The sequence below is a fragment of the Clostridium sp. C8-1-8 genome (genome assembly GCF_009928445.1).
Classification (GTDB): Bacteria; Bacillota; Clostridia; order Clostridiales; family Clostridiaceae; genus Clostridium_AR.
Map to the genome: position 1 here is coordinate 394,889 of NZ_JAABNO010000002.1, position 18,715 is coordinate 413,603.

Genomic DNA, 18,715 nt, shown 5'->3' on the forward strand with positions numbered 1-18,715 from the left:
AATAACATATAAGTATATAAGAAGGTACTTATATACTTATAAAAATTGCGCTTTCAACAAATACTAAATTATATTGGTGAAAAACTTGGAGGTATTATTATGTTTTCATTTATTAAGAGAGGCAACTTTAAAGCAATAAGCATACATGATGTGGATGATATAGCTACTAAGATAGATCTGATTGATATAAGAGAGCCCTATGAATATGAAGAAGGGCATGTACCAAATGCTAAGAACATACCTATGGCTACTATTCTTAAGGATCCAGAGAAATATCTTGAGAAGGAAAAAGAATATCATATTATATGTCAATCTGGAGGAAGAAGCGCCAAGGCTTGTAGCGAGCTTAGTACTAAAGGTTATAAAGTTGTAAATGTAACTGGTGGAACAGGTTCTTACTTAAGACCATTAGAAAGATAAATTATGTGTCAAATAAAACCTGGAGGGAACATAATATGAGTAAAGTTATTATAGTTGGTGGTGTAGCAACAGGTGCTTCAGCTGCAGCAAGACTTAGAAGGTTAGATGAAAGTTTAGAAATTGTTCTATTTGAAAAAGGCGAGTACATATCTTTTGCAAACTGTGGATTGCCTTACTATATCGGTGGGGTTATAGAAGAAAGAGAAGAGCTTTTAGTTTCAACTCCAGAGCTGATGAAGCATAGATTTAATATTGACGTGAGAGTTAATAGTGAAGTGGTTAAGCTTGATGGTAATTCAAAGAAGGTAGTTATAAGTTCTAAAGATAGAGGTAATTATGAAGAAAACTATGATTATTTAGTTTTAGCACCAGGAGCAAAACCATTTAAGCCTAATATAAATGGAATAGAAAGTGAAAAAATATTTTATTTAAGAAATGTCCAAGATACAGATAAGCTAAAGGCTATTACAAAAGAGATAAATTCTGTAATAGTAGTTGGTGGAGGATATATAGGAATAGAAGTGGCCGAGAACCTTAAAAAGTTGGAGCTGCAGGTGACTTTAGTGGAAGCAGCATCACATATATTGGCTCCTTTCGATGACGAAATTGTAGCAGCTGCTGAAATGGCTATGGAAAAAAATAAAGTCAACTTAAACTTAAATAGTAAAGTAATTAGTTTCAGGGAAATAGAAGATGGGATAGAAGCTACGGTTGAAAATGGGAATACTATAAAGGCTGATATAGTTATTTCTGCAATTGGAGTTAGTCCTGATACTGAATTTTTGAAGGATTCAGGAATAGCATTAGGTGAAAGAGGTCATATATTAATCAATAGTACAATGGAGACAAATCTAGAAGGGGTATATGCTGGTGGAGATGCTGTAGAAGTAATTGATTTTGTAAACGGAAATAAAACCGCTATACCACTTGCAGGACCTGCTAATAAACAAGGAAGAATCATTGCAGATAATATAGTAGGCATTCCGTCAATATATAAAAATACTCAGGGCACCACAGTAATAAAGGTATTCGATTTAGCTTTAGCAGCAACTGGAAATAATGAGAGAACTCTTGAGAGACTTGATATACCGCATCATTCATTAATAATTCATCCATTTAGTCATGCAGGATATTATCCAGGAGCGCAGCAAATGACATTAAAATTAATTTTTAATGATGAAGGAAAGATATTAGGAGCTCAGGCAGTAGGAAGAGAAGGTGTAGATAAAAGAATTGATGTTATAGCGACTGCTATAAGATATGGAGGAACAGTTTATGATCTAACTGAGCTTGAACTATCTTATGCACCTCCATTTGGATCTGCAAAGGATGCTGTTAACTTCGCGGGCTATGTTGCAGAGAACCATCTTACTGGGAAGAGTGATTTGGTTCATCCAAGAGAATTAGAGAAGATAAAACCACAGGATAATATTATAGTATTGGATGTTAGAACGGAAGAAGAAAGAGCTTTAGGTAAAATAGTAAACTCCATAGGTATAAATGTTAATGAACTTAGAAATAGACTAAATGAATTAGATAAGGATAAGGAATATTGGCTTCATTGTGCTGTAGGAATTAGATCCTATATTGCCGAACGAATATTGAAGCAAAATGGATTTAAGTGTAAAAATATAACTGGTGGGTATAAAGCTATAAGGCTTATGGAGTATGCAACTAGATAGGTACTATAAGTTTATATTATTAATACTTAAATTTTTCTCTAAGCTGCGAGCTTTTTTGAAGCTTGAAAAATAAGTGGTTTTGTATTTAATATAAAATCTTATAGTGTTAAGGTCTTAAATCTTGGATTCAAAAATTATGTTAACTGGGCACTAAATTAGTATAGAAAATCGAATTATTTAATAAATAGTGTGAAGAGTTATATGTTCAAAGGAATGATTTTTATTTGAACTAAAAGAGAGGCGGTAAACTATGCTTGATAAAGCTAAAGAGGTTTCAGAAGTGCTAAAGGTGCTTTCAAATGAAAATAGGCTTATGATTGTATGTCATTTAATCGAAAAACCAATGACAGTAAGTGAAATTAATGAAAGTCTTAGCAATTTGACTCAGTCAGCTATTTCTCAGCACTTGGCTATGCTTAAGGCTCATAAAATAGTTGATTACAATAAAAAAGGACTTACATGTACCTATTTCATTTTAGATGAAAGGGTAAGTAAACTTGTTGAGGTATTAAGAGATAACTATTGCTAATATATATTAAAAATCCTATTAGAGCTTTGAGCTTTAATAGGATTTTTATTAAATTAATATTTTTTAAGTAGTAGACAAGTGCTATAATTAGACTTTATTACAAAGGAAACATCCATATATAGAAGTTATTAGTAAGATGTTTTCAATTATATACTAGTAATTTAACAAAAAGTATTTGAAAGTGAGGAATGAAATAAGATGTCCAAGGATACAGCACTTCTGATTGTAGATGTACAAGTTGCTATGTTTTCTTATGAAGATCAAGCATTGTACAATGGTGAAAAGGTATTAGATAACATAGTGCTTTTGCTTGAAAAAGCAAGAAAGTCTGATGTTCCAGTAATTTTTATACAGCATACAAGCGAGGAGGATGATGAATATAATAGAGCAAAACCAACTTGGCATATTCATCCTAGAATAGCACCACTAACAAGTGAAACAGTGGTAGAAAAAACTACTTGGGATTCCTTTTATAAAACTAGACTTGAACAAGTTCTTGAGGAAAAGGGAATTAAGAAGTTAATAATCATGGGGATGCAAACAGAATTTTGTTTAGACACTACTTGTAGAGCCGCATATAGCAAGGGATATCATGATAATGTACTAGTAAGAGATGCTAACTCTACCTTTGATGGACCAGTACTTACTGCTGATAAGATAGTGGAACATCACAATACTCTTTTAGGTGGAAGGTTTGTAAAGTCCATGTATACTGATGAAATTGAATTTTTATAGTGATTAGTTTGGAAACATATTGAAGTTAAATGCAACCTGAAACTTATTGGCATGCTAGATTTTTTAGATATTCATTTATAAAGATAGATGCACAAAAAAAGCTCATTTAAGTGAGCTTTTTTACTTTATAGGAATAATAACTTACTGGATATATATTTAATGCCTTGGTTGAAATAATGGTTTTCTTGAATTAATATTTTATAAAAACATAGCACGGTGGTATAATTTAGCTATAATTGATTTATGTTACAATAAATGTGGCGATATAAATAAGAATATTGATCTATTGACAGTATAAACAGTTTTAAAAGAAAGTTGAGCCTTAAAATTATTTTATAATTACAAAACTAATGTTATTTTAAAGAAGTTTTTTATAGTATTTAAAAGTTTCTAGTAATAAATTTATTAAAACTTAAATTTGAAAAAGAATGAAATAATATGTCCAAGTATATTATGGATTTAATTTTTTATGTATTACTATTTTTTATTATGAAAGATTATGAAAATCAAAACTTAATAGGAATAATGGAGGAAAACGATTAATATGGACTTGAGAGTATTGGTTGTAGAGGATGAAATATCAATTAATGATATATTGGTTTCTGCTTTAATAGCTGATGGATATAAGGTTAAGAGTGCTTTTTCATCTAAAGAAGCTAGAAAGATATTAGAAAGTTTTATTCCTGATGTAACCCTTCTTGATATAAATTTGCCAGATGAAAATGGTTTTGAACTCTGTAAATTTGTTAATAAAAAATTCTATATCCCAATAATAATGATAACGGCTAGGAACGATATAGTCGATAAGGTCTTAGGTTTAGAACTTGGTGCAGATGATTATATAACTAAACCTTTTCATATAAAAGAAGTATTGGCTAGGGTTAAAGTTGCACTAAGAAGGGTGGAAAGATACAAAGCTTTTAGTAATACAAAATACATTGAATTGAGTGGATCTGTAAAAATAGATATTGAAGCGAGGGTTGTAATTAAAGTAGACTCGGAGGTAAAGTTAAAGCCTCAAGAATATGACTTGCTAGAGTTTTTAGTTAAGAATCGAAATAGAGTATTTTCTAGAGAAGAACTTCTAGACAAAGTTTGGGGCTTAGATTATGAAGGTGATTTTAGAACTGTTGATGTCCATGTTAGAAGACTTAGAAGTAAGTTGGATGATAAAAGCAGTAAGTCATTGATAGAAACAGTATTCGGGGTTGGGTATGTAATGAGAGGTTATGATGAAAATAAAATTTAAAATTACAATAGCAATATCAATAATTTTGATTGCTTTTTCATTAATCTTAAATATATTGATAAGGCAAGTGCTGGTTTATAATATGGAAAACAGCATTTCAAGATCCATGGAAGATATAATGAAAAGTTCGAGAGAATATGTAAAGTATAGGCTAATGGTAAATGATAAGCTATTAGATGATGATATTTTAAAGAATGATGCAAGCTATATAGCTAAATATATTTCTTTAAACTATGAAAGTAATAGTAAGGTTATGGACATGCAAGGAAATATACTTAACAATGATGATAGTAATGAATCCATGGGGGGAGAAAGCGAGTTAATAGCAAATGCAAAAAAAGGTGAGGCTGTAGTAAAAATTAAATATATCAAAGATAATGTGCAAGGTGATATGGTATTCCCAGTTTATATAAACAGTAGGTATTTGGGTATCATTTACCTGAATAAAAGCTACTCTGATATATTGGTAACATATAAAAATACAATTAACACAATAACTATTATTCAGATAATTATATTAGTTATAATCCTTGCAACTTCATTTTTAATCACAGCTAAAATAACAAAGCCAGTATCTGACTTAACTAATGCAGTGAAAAAAGTTGGAGAAGGAATTTATGACATTAATATAAAAGTTAATTCTAAAGATGAGGTAGGTATCTTATCAATGGAGTTCATAAACATGAAAGAAAAGATTTTTAATCAAATAAATACAATAAAAAATGAGAAGGAAAAGGTTGAAAAACTAGAAAAGGCTAGGCGAGATTTTTTTAACAACGTTACTCATGAATTAAAAACACCGCTAACTGCAATTTCAGGATATGCTGAATTATTGTTAGAAGGTATAGTTACAGATCCAGATTTTAAGAATAGAGCGTTAGAAAGAATATATTCAGAGAGCGAGAGGTTACATTCACTTGTTCTTGAACTTATTGATATTTCTAAAGGAATTTCTTTTATAGAAGAGGATGTTGAAGATATTGATATGAAGCTACTTATAAGTGAAATATGTGACGACATGAGTATTAAAGCTAAAAAGTATTCTTTAGAGATAGAGCAAAAAGTAAGTGAAGGAACAATTCCAGGCAGGATCAACAAGATAAGAGAGTTGTTGATAAATATATTAGATAATGCAATAAAGTACTCTGTGGGAAGTAGTCCTATTTTAATAAAAACTTATATTAAAGAAAACTTTTATATTATAGAGGTAGTGAATAAAGGAGAAGTAATTCCTGGAGAGGTCTATAATAACATTTTTCAGCCTTTTACTAAGGGGGCAGATGTTAGAGAAGATAGTAGAGGCCTTGGTTTATATATATGTAGTGAAATAGTAAAAATGCACAATGGAAAGATTAGTATAGAAAATGGAGAAATTATTACTGCAAATATTGAACTTCCTTTAAGTGGCAATAACTTGGAAACAAGTTTGTGAAAGATGGTAAAAACTTAATGATATTATTAACTTAAAGATAAGAAAAGGAGAGTTAATATGATGAATAATTTCTTGAAAAAATCTATGTGCGGTATATTTTTTATAATCATTTCAGCTTCTGTGCTATGTATTGGGTGTAGTAAAAAAGATAAAGAGATTGTAGTATCAAAAGATGTGAGTCAGCAAGTAAAGTCAGAAGAAAATGAGATAAAAGAAAAGATAGAACAGGGAGGTAAGTATCTTCAAGAAAAGAAATACGAGGATGCTAAGAAGGTATTTGAAAGTGCCATAGCTTTGGATACAGGAAATAAAAGTACCTATTTAGAAATAAAGGATAGATATGTTGAAAAGAATAGATTAGATGATGCTTACTATATAGTAAAACTAGCAATAGAGAATAACATTGATGTAGAAAATATGAAGTCAGTTCTTAAGGAAATACAAGGGAAGCTTGAGGTGCCTGTGTTACAAGATACAGTATATACGGATACGAACTATACTCTGCCCAAGGAAGTAAATATAAAAATTAATGGTGAAGAAACTAAACAAGCAGTAAATTGGAATAATTCTAATGTTGATACTAGTAAGAGTGGAAAGTTTAACTTCGATGGTGTAGTGGCAGGTAATTATGAGAGAACAGTAAAATTAGTTTTAACAGTAAAGCCAATAGTAAGAGAAAGAAAATGTGGCTATGTTAAATCGGTATATGAGAAGGATGGAAAGAGATACCTTCAGTTTGATGAAATAGAGTTTTACAAAGATAGACAGGCAGCAGATGAAGCTAAAAAAGATGGGAAAGCTATTTTTGAAAGCGATGGCAAGTATTATGCTGAAGATGGATATTATATAAGAAACAAGAGTACAGAGCTGAAGGTATATGAGATATCAAATAAGGCAACTTTTAAAGATTATGACTACGTCAATTGGACCGGAAACTTAAGTCAGTGCACTTATAGTGATTTTTCTGACAGAATAGCCAAGCATAAAGAAAGAGAAATATTTTGGATAAATACTGAGAATTCTATAATTATTTCTGCTGATGAACAATTTGTACCATAAGTTTATGGTAACTAATGAGATTTTTTGAGTAAAGTTTTGAATAAAGCAAGAAGGCCCTAAAATACGAGGCAGTATTTTAGGGCCTTCTTGCTTTATTAAATTATGTTACTTGCCATACTTTACTAATTTATATTAGTAATGGAAAATGCGCAAAAAAAGTTCTCTTTAGTTACTTTTTATATTAAAATTTGTTATAAAAAACAGTCTCTGAAAGAGAGTTTCTTTTTCCATGATTAGGGTGTGGCTTTGAATCGGCACTTGGATAACCTAATGGGAAGATGCATACTGGAACCAGGTTTGCAGGTATATTAAACGCTTTTATTACTGCTTCTGGATCAAAATGACCAACCCAAGTGGTTCCAAGGCCAAGTTCAGTAGCTTGAAGCATCATATGGGTTGCGACGATGCTTCCGTCAATATCTGTGTGAATTTTTTCATCATACTTACGTTTCCAAGCTTCGTTTTTATCAGCGCATACAATAAGGGCCATAGGAGCATTGAAAGAGAAAATGGTACAATCCTTTAATTTTGCAACGGCCTCATCACTTTCTATGACTAAGATTCTTTGAGGTTGTAGGTTTGCTGCTGTTGGAGCTAACCTTCCTGCTTCTAATATAAGATTAAGTTTTTCTTTTTCTACCTTTTTTTCATCAAAGTTTCTTACTGAATGTCTTTCTTTTACAAGTTCAATAAAGCTCATAAAATACCTCCTCTTAATAATATAGCTTAAACTTTTATTATAGTTTATCTACTAGAGAATTATATAGTAGTTTATTACAATAAGTAAGTATGTACATTTTTGTTACATACTAACTTAGTGGTAAGTATATAGGGTTCCATTACAAAAACTTAAGTTATGCATGTTCAAAAATCGCAGGTTCTGAGGATTTTTGCTACATGAATAACTTAATAGTTGAAGTTGGAACCCTTGTATAATTTATAACTCAACTATTAATTTATACATTTCTGAAAATATAAGTTCTATTAAGGGGTAGTATAGATATACTACTTAATATTGAAATACATTTAGATATAGATTAGCATATTTATCTAAAGCTTTCTTTTGAGTTTAAGTATTGGAGTGTATGTCTATGTGTACATCCATAAAATATAAACACTTATCATAATTATGGATATAGAGTGTTTATTTCTATTATTATAAGCTAATCTATAAGAATAAAAGTAAGCTTATAGCCATTACAGCCATTCCTCCAATAAGTCCGTATATGTAGAGATTATCATCGCCATAATCCCTTGCAGCGGGAAGAAGTTCGTTTAGTGATATAAATACCATGATTCCAGCTACTGCTGCGAAAATGATGCCAAAGGTTAGATTATTTATAAAAGGCATAAGTATAAAATATCCTATTATAGCACCAAGTGGCTCAGAAAGCCCAGAAATGAAAGAATACAAAAACGCCTTTTTTCTATCTCCTGTAGCGTAGTATATGGGTACTGATACTGAGATGCCTTCAGGTATGTTGTGTATAGCAATTGCAACAGCAATTGGAACTGCTATAGAAGGTTTATGTATCCCAGAAATGAAGGTTGCGATGCCTTCAGGAAAATTGTGGATTGCTATGGCAAGTGCAGTTAAGATACCTATTCTTAGGAGCTTTATATCTGAGTATCCAGTACTGTACTTAATGTTATAGGCTGCAGCTGTGCTTTCTTCGCTTGGTATGAAGGTATCAATAAGATATATAAGAAGCATTCCGCAAAAAAACGAAATTACTGTGAGCCAAGAACCAGCTTTTATACCAATTTCAGAAGTTAAGGAATCTTTAGCATTTACAAAAATCTCGACCATAGAGACGTATATCATGACTCCTGCAGAAAATCCAAGGCTTAAGGATAAAAACTTCGTATTTGTCTTTTTGGTGAAGAATGCCAAAGCACTTCCTATGCCAGTAGATAGTCCGGCTAAAAGACTTAGACTGAAAGCAAATAATATGTTATTCATTAAATATCCTCCATTTAAATATACAAAAATAAATCATCATTAAAAATTGGGTAGTTTATTAAGGTACTTGTCCAACTTTGTGTGTAATATAACTAATCTGAATAACTTATAGATATAGTACTTGTCCATAATAAAGGCATTTAATTTGATATCTACATTTTATAAATATGATTTTTATTACATGATTATGAGTAGAAATTAAATCTAAGGCTATATATGAGAAGTTATTGTAGTAAAGAATATTTACGTGTAAAAAAGTCAGTGGACATAATTTTAATATTAATATCATAGCTGTTTTGAACGTAAAATTACTTTATTTGAATGTATTACTTATAATGATGTATCAGTATAAGTAATTGGATTAAATAAATAGAGCTGTTGCTGAGAATAATTATCTATAGTCATTTCAATAAAAATTATTTTTTACAATATCTAAAAAGGTGGATATGATGAAAAAACGTCTAGGATTAATCTTAATATTACTAAGTTTTATTATTACTTGGCTTTGCTGGATTCTGGAAAGATTAGCAAGTTCTATGTATGCCAATAGATAATACTCACAGCTTATAGTATCTATAGCTCTGGTTGTCTTTACTTAGATAAAATATATATCAAGCAGACATAGATTGATTGATAAGATATTTCATGGATTGGATAAACACTATGCATATCACAAATATCTTAGTATTTTAGCCATTATCCTAATCTGGGGCATGATCTAACCTTAAAGATGGGGAGAAGGAGGAATTGGGATAACTCCATTCAGAAGCTTTTTACAATCTGATATTCCAAGTGAATATAACATAGATTTTTTCTATGCCTATAACAATGATACAGATGTACCGTATGCACAAGAATTAGAAGGGAGTAGAACTAAGAAAATGTAAAAATACATTTGTTAGATAGTTATAAGAGTGGTTTTTTAGTAATTGAGCATATTGGCAAATACTTGAATAAAGAGGAAGCTATAGAGGTGTTTTTCTGTGGACCAAAGCCGATGAGGAAAAAGATTGCAAAAGAATTAAAAAAGAGAATTATAAAGTTAAAGAATTTCGTTATGAACAATTCCAGTTTAATAAGTAGAAATAAATAGTACATTGCATTTACTCTGCCATAATACTTAATTTGGGATGATTTAAGCTTGGAATAGTATATTTATTGTAATTATTTGATTGAGTTTTTATTCTAGAAAATATTATTTTTAAAACCATGTCTATTATCTTCTCAAGTTAAAAGGTACGGTTTTAACTTTGGTTAAGTAAAGTTTTTTGTGAAGTTTAATAATTTAATTATAACAGTGAATAAAAAAAGACAGACCGTTTTTTAGAGGATAGAAAATTATGATGAAATTAGTTGGTTAAAAAATGGTTTTAATTCCACTATATGGGTTGTAAACGTATAAAAATAGTGATATATTAATACTGTAGTGATTGGAAACGGTACCGATAACGGTTCCGAATCCTTGAATTATCTAAACATCAATTATATTTGATGAAACTCTAAAAAATTATAAGGGGAGAGGGATTTATTATGAAAAAGAAATTGCTAGCTCTTGTAATGTGCGTTGCCGTAGGCTCCACTATACTAGCAGGATGTGGTGATAAGGGGAAATCATCTTCATCATCAAAGGAAATTTACTTTTTAAATTTCAAACCTGAAATTGCTCAAGTTTATGACAAAATTGCAAAGGATTATGAAAAGGAAAAGGGTGTCAAAGTAAAGGTTGTTACAGCTGCTAGTGGTACTTATGAGCAAACCTTAAAGTCAGAAATAGCAAAATCTGATGCACCAACGATTTTCCAAATAAATGGTCCAGTAGGTTACCAAAATTGGAAGGACTACTGCTCAGATCTAAAAGATTCAAAGTTATACAGCACTCTTACTGATAAAACCTTAGCAGTAAAAAGTGGTGATGGTGTTTATGGAATTCCATACGCTATAGAAGGTTACGGAATAATTTATAATGATGCAATCATGAAAAAGTACTTCGCACTTTCTGACAAAGCAGTGTCAATAAGCTCTACAGCGGAGATAACCAATTATGATACCTTGAAAAAAGTAGTGGATGACATGACTAAACATAAGGATCAGTTAGGAATAAAAGGAGTATTTGCTTCTACTTCCTTAAAGTCTGGAGAACAATGGAGATGGCAGACTCACCTTGCTAACTTACCTTTCTATTATGAATTTAAAGAAAATACTAAATATGACAGCCCACTTTTAGCTGGTCTTGCAGCGGACAAGGTTGATTTTAAATACTCAGATAACTTTAAGAATATCTTTGACTTATATATAAACAACTCATGTACAGATAAGAAGTTATTGGGAACTAAATCTGTTGATGATTCCATGTCTGACTTTGCTTTAGGTAATGCAGCGATGGTTCAAAATGGTAACTGGGCTTGGGCACAGATTAAAGGCGTTAGCGGTAATACTGTTAAAGAATCTGATGTTAAGTATTTACCAATATATACTGGAGTTAGTGGAGAAGATAATCAAGGTCTATGTATAGGTACAGAAAACTTCTTTGCAATTAACAGCAAAGTATCAAAGGAAAAGCAACAAGAATCTCAAGATTTTCTTGAATGGTTGTTCTCAAGTGATACAGGAAAGAAGTATGTAACAAATGATTTAGGATTTATAGCCCCATTTAATACTTTTAGTGATAGTGAAAAACCATCAGATCCATTAGCTAAAGATGTATTAAGCTGGATGGCTAAAGGTAAAACAAACGTAGCTTGGTCATTTGCAGCCTTCCCAAGTGAAAACTTTAAGAATGCCTTTGGAGATGCATTATTAGAGTATACTCAAGGAAGTAAGTCTTGGGATGATGTTGTAAAAACTGTTAAGGAATCATGGCAAACAGAAAAGGCAAATAAGAAGTAGGTATTGCAGTATAAATAATACTAATGGTGAGCTTAGAGATTTAACTCTGACTCACCATTTTAAAATTAAGAGTAGGAGAAGATAACGTGGAAAAGATATTAAAAAAATATTTTCATATTTTTGCCCTTCCAACATTAATAGCGTTTTTAATAGCTTTTTTTGTACCCTTTATATTAGGAATGTACTTATCCTTCACTGAGTTTACTACTGTAACAAATTCTAAATTTGTTGGTCTTAGCAACTATGTGAAGGCGTTTCATAATAAAGATTTTTTAAATGCATTGATTTTTACAGCTAAGTTTACAGTAATTTCAGTGCTTAGCATAAATATATTTGCTTTTATTCTAGCTTTATTTCTTACTAGAGGGTTGAAAGGCTCAAACATACTGAGATCATCTTTCTTTATGCCAAACCTAATAGGTGGAATAGTTCTAGGTTATATATGGCAATTAATAATAAACGGTGTATTATATAAATTCGGAGTAACTATGACCTATGATCCAAAGTATGGTTTTTGGGGGCTAGTTGTTTTGATGAATTGGCAGATGATAGGATATATGATGATAATATATATCGCAGGTATACAAAATGTTCCGGAGGATTTGATAGAAGCTGCAAAGATAGACGGCGCAGATTCTTTCAAGATATTGAGAAGTATAAAGATTCCTATGATAATGCCTTCTATTACAATATGCTTGTTTTTAACAATATCTAACTCGTTCAAGCTCTTTGACCAAAACTTAGCACTAACTGCAGGTGCACCAGCAAAGAAAACTGCTATGTTGGCTTTAGATATCTTTAATACTTTTTATGGGTCTGTAGGCTCAGAGGGTATAGGCCAAGCTAAAGCAGTGATGTTCTTCTTGTTAGTAGGGGTATTTGCATTTGCACAGCTTGCATTTACTAGGAATAAGGAGGTTGAGAGTTAATGAAAACTTTAAAGTTAAAGAATAGTGTAATAACTCTAATATTATTTGTTCTGGCGGTAGCATTTATAATACCCATTTTGATAGTACTAATGAATTCTTTTAAGGGAAAGTTATTTATTAGTGATACTCCATTCGTATTTCCTACAAGTAAAACCTTTATAGCATTAGAAAACTATACAAGTGGGCTTGAAAAGACAGGCTTCTTAAAAGCCTTTGGATATTCACTATTTATTACAGTTTTCTCAGTTGGGGCGATAGTAATATTTACATCTATGACAGGCTGGTATATAACTAGGGTTAAAACTAAATTGACTAAGGCAATGTACTACTTGTTTGTTTTTTCAATGATTGTACCATTTCAAATGGTTATGTTTACTACAACTAAGATGGCTAATATGCTTCATTTAGATAATCCAATAGGTATTATTGTTATATACCTTGGATTTGGATCAGGATTGTCTGTGTTTATGTTTTCTGGTTTTGTAAAGTCTATTCCTTTAGAGATAGAAGAAGCTGCTTTAATAGATGGATGCAATCCTATTCAAACTTATTTCAAGGTTGTTTTTCCGGTATTAAAACCAATATCAATAACTGTAGCGATACTAAATGCTATGTGGATATGGAATGATTATTTACTGCCATATCTTCTAATTGGTAATGAGTATAAGACTATCCCAATAGCAATACAATACTTAAAAGGCGGATATGGTTCCATAGATATGGGTGCTATGATGGCTATGTTAGTTTTAGCTATTGTACCAATAGTAATATTCTATTTTGCTTGTCAAAAGCACATCATCAAGGGTATTGCAGCAGGTGCTGTCAAGGGTTAAAATAAAAAATAAAAATACTGTATAAAAGGAGGAAGAGTATGAGGGCCAGCGGCATATTGTTACCAATTGCAAGTCTACCTTCAAAATATGGAATAGGAACATTTTCAAAAAATGCGTATAAATTTATCGATAGATTAAAAGCAGCAGGACAGAAGTATTGGCAGATATTGCCCTTAGGACCAACAGGTTACGGTGATTCACCTTACCAATCATTTTCTACTTTTGCTGGCAATCCTTATTTTATTGATTTAGAAGCATTAATTGAGTCCGGTTATTTAACCGAAGAAGAATGTGATGCTTTCGATTTTGGAGACAATGAAAGATATATAGATTACGAAAAGATATACCTTTCAAGATTTAAGGCACTAAAAATCGCCTATGATAGGAGTAATATCAATAATAACATAGAATTTAAAGAATTCATAAATGAAAACTCTTTTTGGTTAGAGGATTATTCGCTTTATATGGCCATTAAGAATCATAACGGAGGGAAGAGCTGGAGTGAATGGGAGGATGACCTTAGAGTAAGAAAGTCTTCCACCATAGAGTCACTAAAGAAATTATTTGAAGATGAAATAATGTTTTATAAATTTCAGCAGTTCATGTTTATAAAGCAATGGTTGAAGCTTAAAGCTTATGCCAATGAAAATGGCATAAAGATAATAGGTGATATTCCTATTTATGTTGCCTTTGACAGTGCAGATGCTTGGGCTAGTCCAGAGTTATTCCAATTTGATGAAGAAAGCAAACCTATATCAGTGGCTGGAGTTCCACCAGATGCGTTTTCTGCTACTGGACAGCTTTGGGGCAATCCTCTTTATGATTGGGAGTATCACAAAAAGACCTCATACGATTGGTGGATTAAAAGAATAGCTTATTCTTTCAAGTTATATGATGTTGTGCGTGTAGATCATTTTAGAGGCTTTGATGAATATTATTCAGTTCCTTTTGGAGCTCCAACAGCTGAACATGGACAGTGGAGAAAGGGTCCTGGATATGAGATCTTTGATGCAGTGAAAAAAGCACTTGGCGATGTTAATATAATAGCAGAAGACTTAGGCTTCCTTACTGACACTGTGCTAGAATTAGTAAGAAAAACTGGATATCCTGGGATGAAGGTATTAGAATTTGCATTCGATTCAAGAGAAGCTGGGGATTACATGCCTCACAATTACGATAGAAATTGCGTTGTTTACACAGGAACTCATGATAATGAGACTATTACAGAATGGTACAACAGAATCAATGTTGAGGATAGAGATTTAGCCAATGAATATTTAGATATAGATCAGTCTAAAATCAAAGATGTACATTGGAAGTTTATAAAGCTGGCCTTTTCAACGGTTTCGGATCTTGTAATAATACCAATTCAGGATTATCTAGGGCTTGGAGCTGAAGCAAGAATTAACATACCTTCTACTTTGGGTGAAAATTGGAAGTGGAGATTATTAGAAGAGGATTTCACTGATAAGTTGGTAGAAAAGATAAGAAGAATAGTAAAACTATATGGAAGGTAATATGAGAAATCCCCAGTGAAATATTGGGGATTTCAATTTAACTATTTACATTTAAAGATTGATTATTAAATTTATTTTGTGTGAAGGTTTCTTACAAAACGTTAAGTTCATTTTCAACTGTTTTACATTTATATGAAATATATTTTAAAATTCGTCATTAAAACATTTACATTTACAAAATTTTATTATTATAATATTGTTATATTAAAAAAATTAGCATTTGTAATATAGATTAGTATTTTTTTAGGGAATGAGAAGGATGGGAAAGATGGAGATAACTACAATAAAAGATATTGCAAGATTATGTGGAGTCGGAGTAAGCACTGTTTCTAGAGCCATAAACAATCACCCTGATATTAATGAAGAAACTAAAGAAATGATTATGAAGGTAATAAAAGAGAATAATTATATTCCCAATAATAGCGCGAGAAATCTTAAAAGAACTGATTCTAAAGCTATAGCTGTATTGATAAAAGGAATAACAAATCCATTTTTTAGCAACATGATAAAGATATTTGAAAAGAAGATCAAGGAAAAGAAATATTCCTTCATACTTCAACATGTTGATGATAGAGAGGATGAAGTGGACATAGCTATTGAACTAATAAAAGAAAAAAAACTGAAAGGAATAGTTTTCTTAGGTGGACATTTTTCACATCCTGATGAAAAGTTAAGGCAGCTTAATGTACCTTTTGTGCTTAGTACAATAGCAACAGTAGAGAAATTGGACAAATCATTATGTTCATCTGTATCCTTAGATGACTATAAAGAAAGTTATAAAATCGTAGATTATTTATGTAAACAAGGTCATGAAAAGATTGCTATTATTACTGCACCATTAGATGATGAGAGTATAGGTACACTAAGATTTAGGGGTTATGTCAGTGCCTTAAGGGATAATGGAATTGAAATTGACAAAAATATAATTGGTATAATGAAAGCTAGTCTTGAAAGTTATTCAATGGACAACGGATATGCTGTAACAAAGGAACTTTTAGATTCCGGCAAAGAATTTACAGCAGTTTATGCTATATGTGATAGTATGGCCATAGGTGCTTGTAAGGCAATTTTTGATTATGGCAAAAATGTACCAAAGGACTATTCTGTAGCAGGTTTTGACGGTCTTGATTTAGCTAAGTTTTATAATCCATCAATTACTACCATTAGGCAGCCAGTAGAAAAAATAGCAGAGGAGACAATCAAGATATTGTTTGATGTTATAGGCAAGAAAAAGTTGGTAGAGCATAAGACCTTTCAAGGAGAGCTTGTTATAGGTCAATCAACAGGAAGAATATAGGTAGATTATGAAAGTATTTGATTTCAACTTAATTTATACATGTTCCAATACTTAGTTAGGAAAGAACTTGGGACATGTATAAATTAATAGTTGGATAAAACGCAATAGATAGATGCGCAAAAAAGCAAACTGAAGAAAAGTCGCTTCAGTTTGTTTTTTACTGTTAAGATTAGTTACACAAAGATTTTGATACCTAAACTAAGTAAATTCAAAGTAGTATAATAGTGATTTAGTGTAAACAGTAAAAAATAAGATTATATCGCCTGCCAGAATTTCTTCACATACGTTCAGAAAAGGCAGATGGGCAAAAAAGCAAACTGAAAAAAGTCGCTTCAGTTTGTTTTTTACTGTTAAGATCAGTAATACAAAGATTTTGATACCTAAACTTAGTGAATTCAAAGTAATATAATAGTGATTTAGTGTAACCAGTAAAAAATAAGATTATATCGCCTGCCAGAATTTCTTCACATACGTTCAGAAAAGGCAGATGCGCAAAAAAGCAAACTGAAGAAAAAACGCTTCAGTTTGCTTTTTTATTTCATTAAACTAAGAATTGTTAATGATGTGATCAATAATAGCATAAATATGGATAAAAACTTTCCTTGCGTAGCCCCAAGATCATTTTTATATCTAAGTCCGATTAAAATAGATATTATTAATAGACCTATGGAAACAAAAGAAGTTAATCCATATATGTGCATAGAATTCAAAATAATTGCACCTATAGGGCGATCACCACCTAGATAGGTGAAGGAAAACATTATTCCTATTATAGATAATACTAATGATAAACTGCCAAATCCTAAATTTTTGACATTATGAATTTCAGTTTTTTTCATAAACTCACCCTTTTATAAAAATAAATATTAGATATATAAATTAAGTATACAATGTTTGTTATAACTTTACCATATTTACTTTTTTATGTAATAATTTCTAGGGCTTCGCAAAATTATTAGCAATGTCTCTAAATTGGTATTTAATAAATTATATAAGGTCTAAATGTTGTTTCTGTTGAGAGGGAATATGAAGATATACCACCTCGATGCTAGAATATAAGTGTTATTATGAAGAGGTATATATACTAATACTTATCTATTATTCTAGATTGAATAAAATTTGATACCATTCAATAGAAGTTAAAGTTTCATGAGTGTGCTATAATAATTTACATTTTATTAGTTATAAAATGGTTGACAAAAAATAGAAGAAGGCGTACTATAAATACATAGTATCAAATTGATATTATCTAAAAGATAATAAGTTGGAGAGTGTGGATCTTGATTAATAGCTTTACAGATAGTGAAGATGAATTTTTAAAAAAATATGATGTTAATAACTACAAAAGACCTAGTGTTACCAATGATATAATAATATTTACAACAGATGATATAAAAGAAAAGAATCAAAGAAAGGTACCTAAGAAGGGGATGCAGATCCTTTTAATGAAAAGAGAGCAATACCCGGACAAAGGTAAGTGGTCAATACCTGGTGGATTTATTGATATTGAAGAAAGCTTGGAAGAAGGAGCTAAGAAAAAGCTAAAAGATAAAGCTGGTGTGGAAGATGTTTATATAGAACAGCTATATACATTTGGAGATGTTAATAGAGATAAAAGAACTAGAGTTATTAGTATAGCTAATATGGCTTTAGTGGAGAAGGAAAGTATAAAAATCAGTAAGACAGAAAATACAAGTGAAGTTAAGTGGTTTTGGGTAAATAAGTTTCTTGAAAGTACTAAGAGATATGATTTTTATTCAGAAAATAAATATATCCTTAAATTTAAGTCTGAAGATGGTGAAACTCAAATAAGTTATGAAGTCTTAGAAAAGGTGGATAGTAATGTATATAGGAAGAAAGAGGTAATGTATAAGCTTTTGGAAGAATCAAATGAAATACTAGCTTTTGATCATTATAAGATTATAGATTATGCCATAGACAGACTTAGAAATAAGGTTGAATATACTCCTATTGCGTTTAATCTTCTACCAAGGTTATTTACAGTGAAAGAGCTCCAGAATGTTTACGAGGCTATTATGGGTCGAGAAATATTAAACTTCAGAAGAAAGATGGAAGATATGATCATAGAAACTGATGAAAAGATAGAAGGAAAGCCTTTTAGGCCAGCAAAGGTATTTAAATTTAATGAGAACTGGGAACATAATTTTTAGAATTTGGAGGAAT

Annotated in this window: 16 protein-coding genes; 13 read left to right on the plus strand and 3 right to left on the minus strand. The window is 31.0% G+C overall.

Annotation, left to right across the window (positions count from 1 at the left end):
• Window positions 1–99: 99 nt before the first annotated feature.
• The 7 genes from GXK57_RS03545 to GXK57_RS03575 all read left to right on the plus strand — a co-directional run bounded on the left by GXK57_RS03545 (window position 100) and on the right by GXK57_RS03575 (window position 7,106).
• On the plus strand, window positions 100–420 hold the full coding sequence (locus GXK57_RS03545) for a rhodanese-like domain-containing protein (protein ID WP_160671491.1): 321 nt from the start codon (window positions 100–102) through the stop codon (window positions 418–420).
• 35 nt (window positions 421–455) lie between these two features.
• Window positions 456–2,102: an FAD-dependent oxidoreductase gene (locus tag GXK57_RS03550; RefSeq protein ID WP_160671494.1), complete on the plus strand. Its 1,647-nt coding sequence runs from the start codon at window positions 456–458 to the stop codon at window positions 2,100–2,102.
• A gap of 250 nt (window positions 2,103–2,352) precedes the next feature.
• Complete coding sequence (locus tag GXK57_RS03555) at window positions 2,353–2,631, plus strand: metalloregulator ArsR/SmtB family transcription factor (protein WP_160671497.1); 279 nt, start codon at window positions 2,353–2,355, stop codon at window positions 2,629–2,631.
• Window positions 2,632–2,829: 198 nt separating this feature from the next.
• Window positions 2,830–3,366, plus strand: coding sequence for a cysteine hydrolase family protein (locus GXK57_RS03560; protein WP_160671500.1), 537 nt, complete (start codon window positions 2,830–2,832; stop codon window positions 3,364–3,366).
• 544 nt (window positions 3,367–3,910) lie between these two features.
• Complete coding sequence (locus tag GXK57_RS03565; RefSeq protein WP_160671503.1) at window positions 3,911–4,615, plus strand: response regulator transcription factor; 705 nt, start codon at window positions 3,911–3,913, stop codon at window positions 4,613–4,615.
• Window positions 4,599–6,047, plus strand: coding sequence for a HAMP domain-containing sensor histidine kinase (locus tag GXK57_RS03570; RefSeq protein ID WP_160671506.1), 1,449 nt, complete (start codon window positions 4,599–4,601; stop codon window positions 6,045–6,047). Before GXK57_RS03565 ends, GXK57_RS03570 begins: the two co-directional genes overlap by 17 nt.
• Window positions 6,048–6,104: 57 nt before the next feature.
• The gene (locus GXK57_RS03575) at window positions 6,105–7,106 is read left to right on the plus strand and encodes an Ig-like domain-containing protein (RefSeq protein ID WP_160671509.1); all 1,002 of its coding nucleotides are present in this window, start codon (window positions 6,105–6,107) and stop codon (window positions 7,104–7,106) included.
• Between the two features lie 181 nt (window positions 7,107–7,287).
• On the opposite strand, the gene GXK57_RS03580 is transcribed toward GXK57_RS03575, so the two are convergent.
• Window positions 7,288–7,806 (minus strand): nitroreductase family protein, encoded by a 519-nt coding sequence (locus tag GXK57_RS03580; protein ID WP_160671512.1) that lies wholly within the window; start codon window positions 7,804–7,806, stop codon window positions 7,288–7,290.
• Between the two features lie 468 nt (window positions 7,807–8,274).
• On the minus strand, window positions 8,275–9,069 hold the full coding sequence (zupT, locus tag GXK57_RS03590; protein WP_160671515.1) for a zinc transporter ZupT: 795 nt from the start codon (window positions 9,067–9,069) through the stop codon (window positions 8,275–8,277).
• Between the two features lie 1,530 nt (window positions 9,070–10,599).
• On the opposite strand from zupT, the gene GXK57_RS03600 reads away from it, so the two are divergent.
• The 5 genes from GXK57_RS03600 to GXK57_RS03620 all read left to right on the plus strand — a co-directional run bounded on the left by GXK57_RS03600 (window position 10,600) and on the right by GXK57_RS03620 (window position 16,531).
• Window positions 10,600–11,955, plus strand: a complete 1,356-nt coding sequence (locus GXK57_RS03600; protein ID WP_160671518.1) for an ABC transporter substrate-binding protein — start codon at window positions 10,600–10,602, stop codon at window positions 11,953–11,955.
• An 86-nt stretch (window positions 11,956–12,041) separates the two neighbouring features.
• Window positions 12,042–12,884 (plus strand): sugar ABC transporter permease, encoded by an 843-nt coding sequence (locus GXK57_RS03605; RefSeq protein ID WP_160671521.1) that lies wholly within the window; start codon window positions 12,042–12,044, stop codon window positions 12,882–12,884.
• Window positions 12,884–13,717, plus strand: a complete 834-nt coding sequence (locus GXK57_RS03610) for a carbohydrate ABC transporter permease (RefSeq protein ID WP_160671524.1) — start codon at window positions 12,884–12,886, stop codon at window positions 13,715–13,717. The genes GXK57_RS03605 and GXK57_RS03610 overlap by 1 nt, the downstream gene beginning before the upstream one ends.
• A 38-nt stretch (window positions 13,718–13,755) precedes the next feature.
• Window positions 13,756–15,234 carry a 4-alpha-glucanotransferase gene (malQ, locus tag GXK57_RS03615; RefSeq protein WP_160671527.1) on the plus strand — a complete coding sequence of 493 codons (1,479 nt, stop codon included), beginning with the start codon at window positions 13,756–13,758 and terminating at the stop codon, window positions 15,232–15,234.
• 268 nt (window positions 15,235–15,502) lie between these two features.
• Window positions 15,503–16,531: a LacI family DNA-binding transcriptional regulator gene (locus GXK57_RS03620; RefSeq protein WP_160671530.1), complete on the plus strand. Its 1,029-nt coding sequence runs from the start codon at window positions 15,503–15,505 to the stop codon at window positions 16,529–16,531.
• Window positions 16,532–17,064: 533 nt separating this feature from the next.
• Here GXK57_RS03620 and GXK57_RS03625 read toward each other — a convergent pair.
• Entirely contained in the window at window positions 17,065–17,370 is a 306-nt protein-coding gene (locus GXK57_RS03625) for a hypothetical protein (protein ID WP_160671533.1), read from the minus strand.
• A 441-nt stretch (window positions 17,371–17,811) separates the two neighbouring features.
• On the opposite strand from GXK57_RS03625, the gene GXK57_RS03630 reads away from it, so the two are divergent.
• Window positions 17,812–18,702, plus strand: a complete 891-nt coding sequence (locus tag GXK57_RS03630; protein ID WP_160671536.1) for an NUDIX domain-containing protein — start codon at window positions 17,812–17,814, stop codon at window positions 18,700–18,702.
• Window positions 18,703–18,715 lie beyond the last annotated feature (13 nt).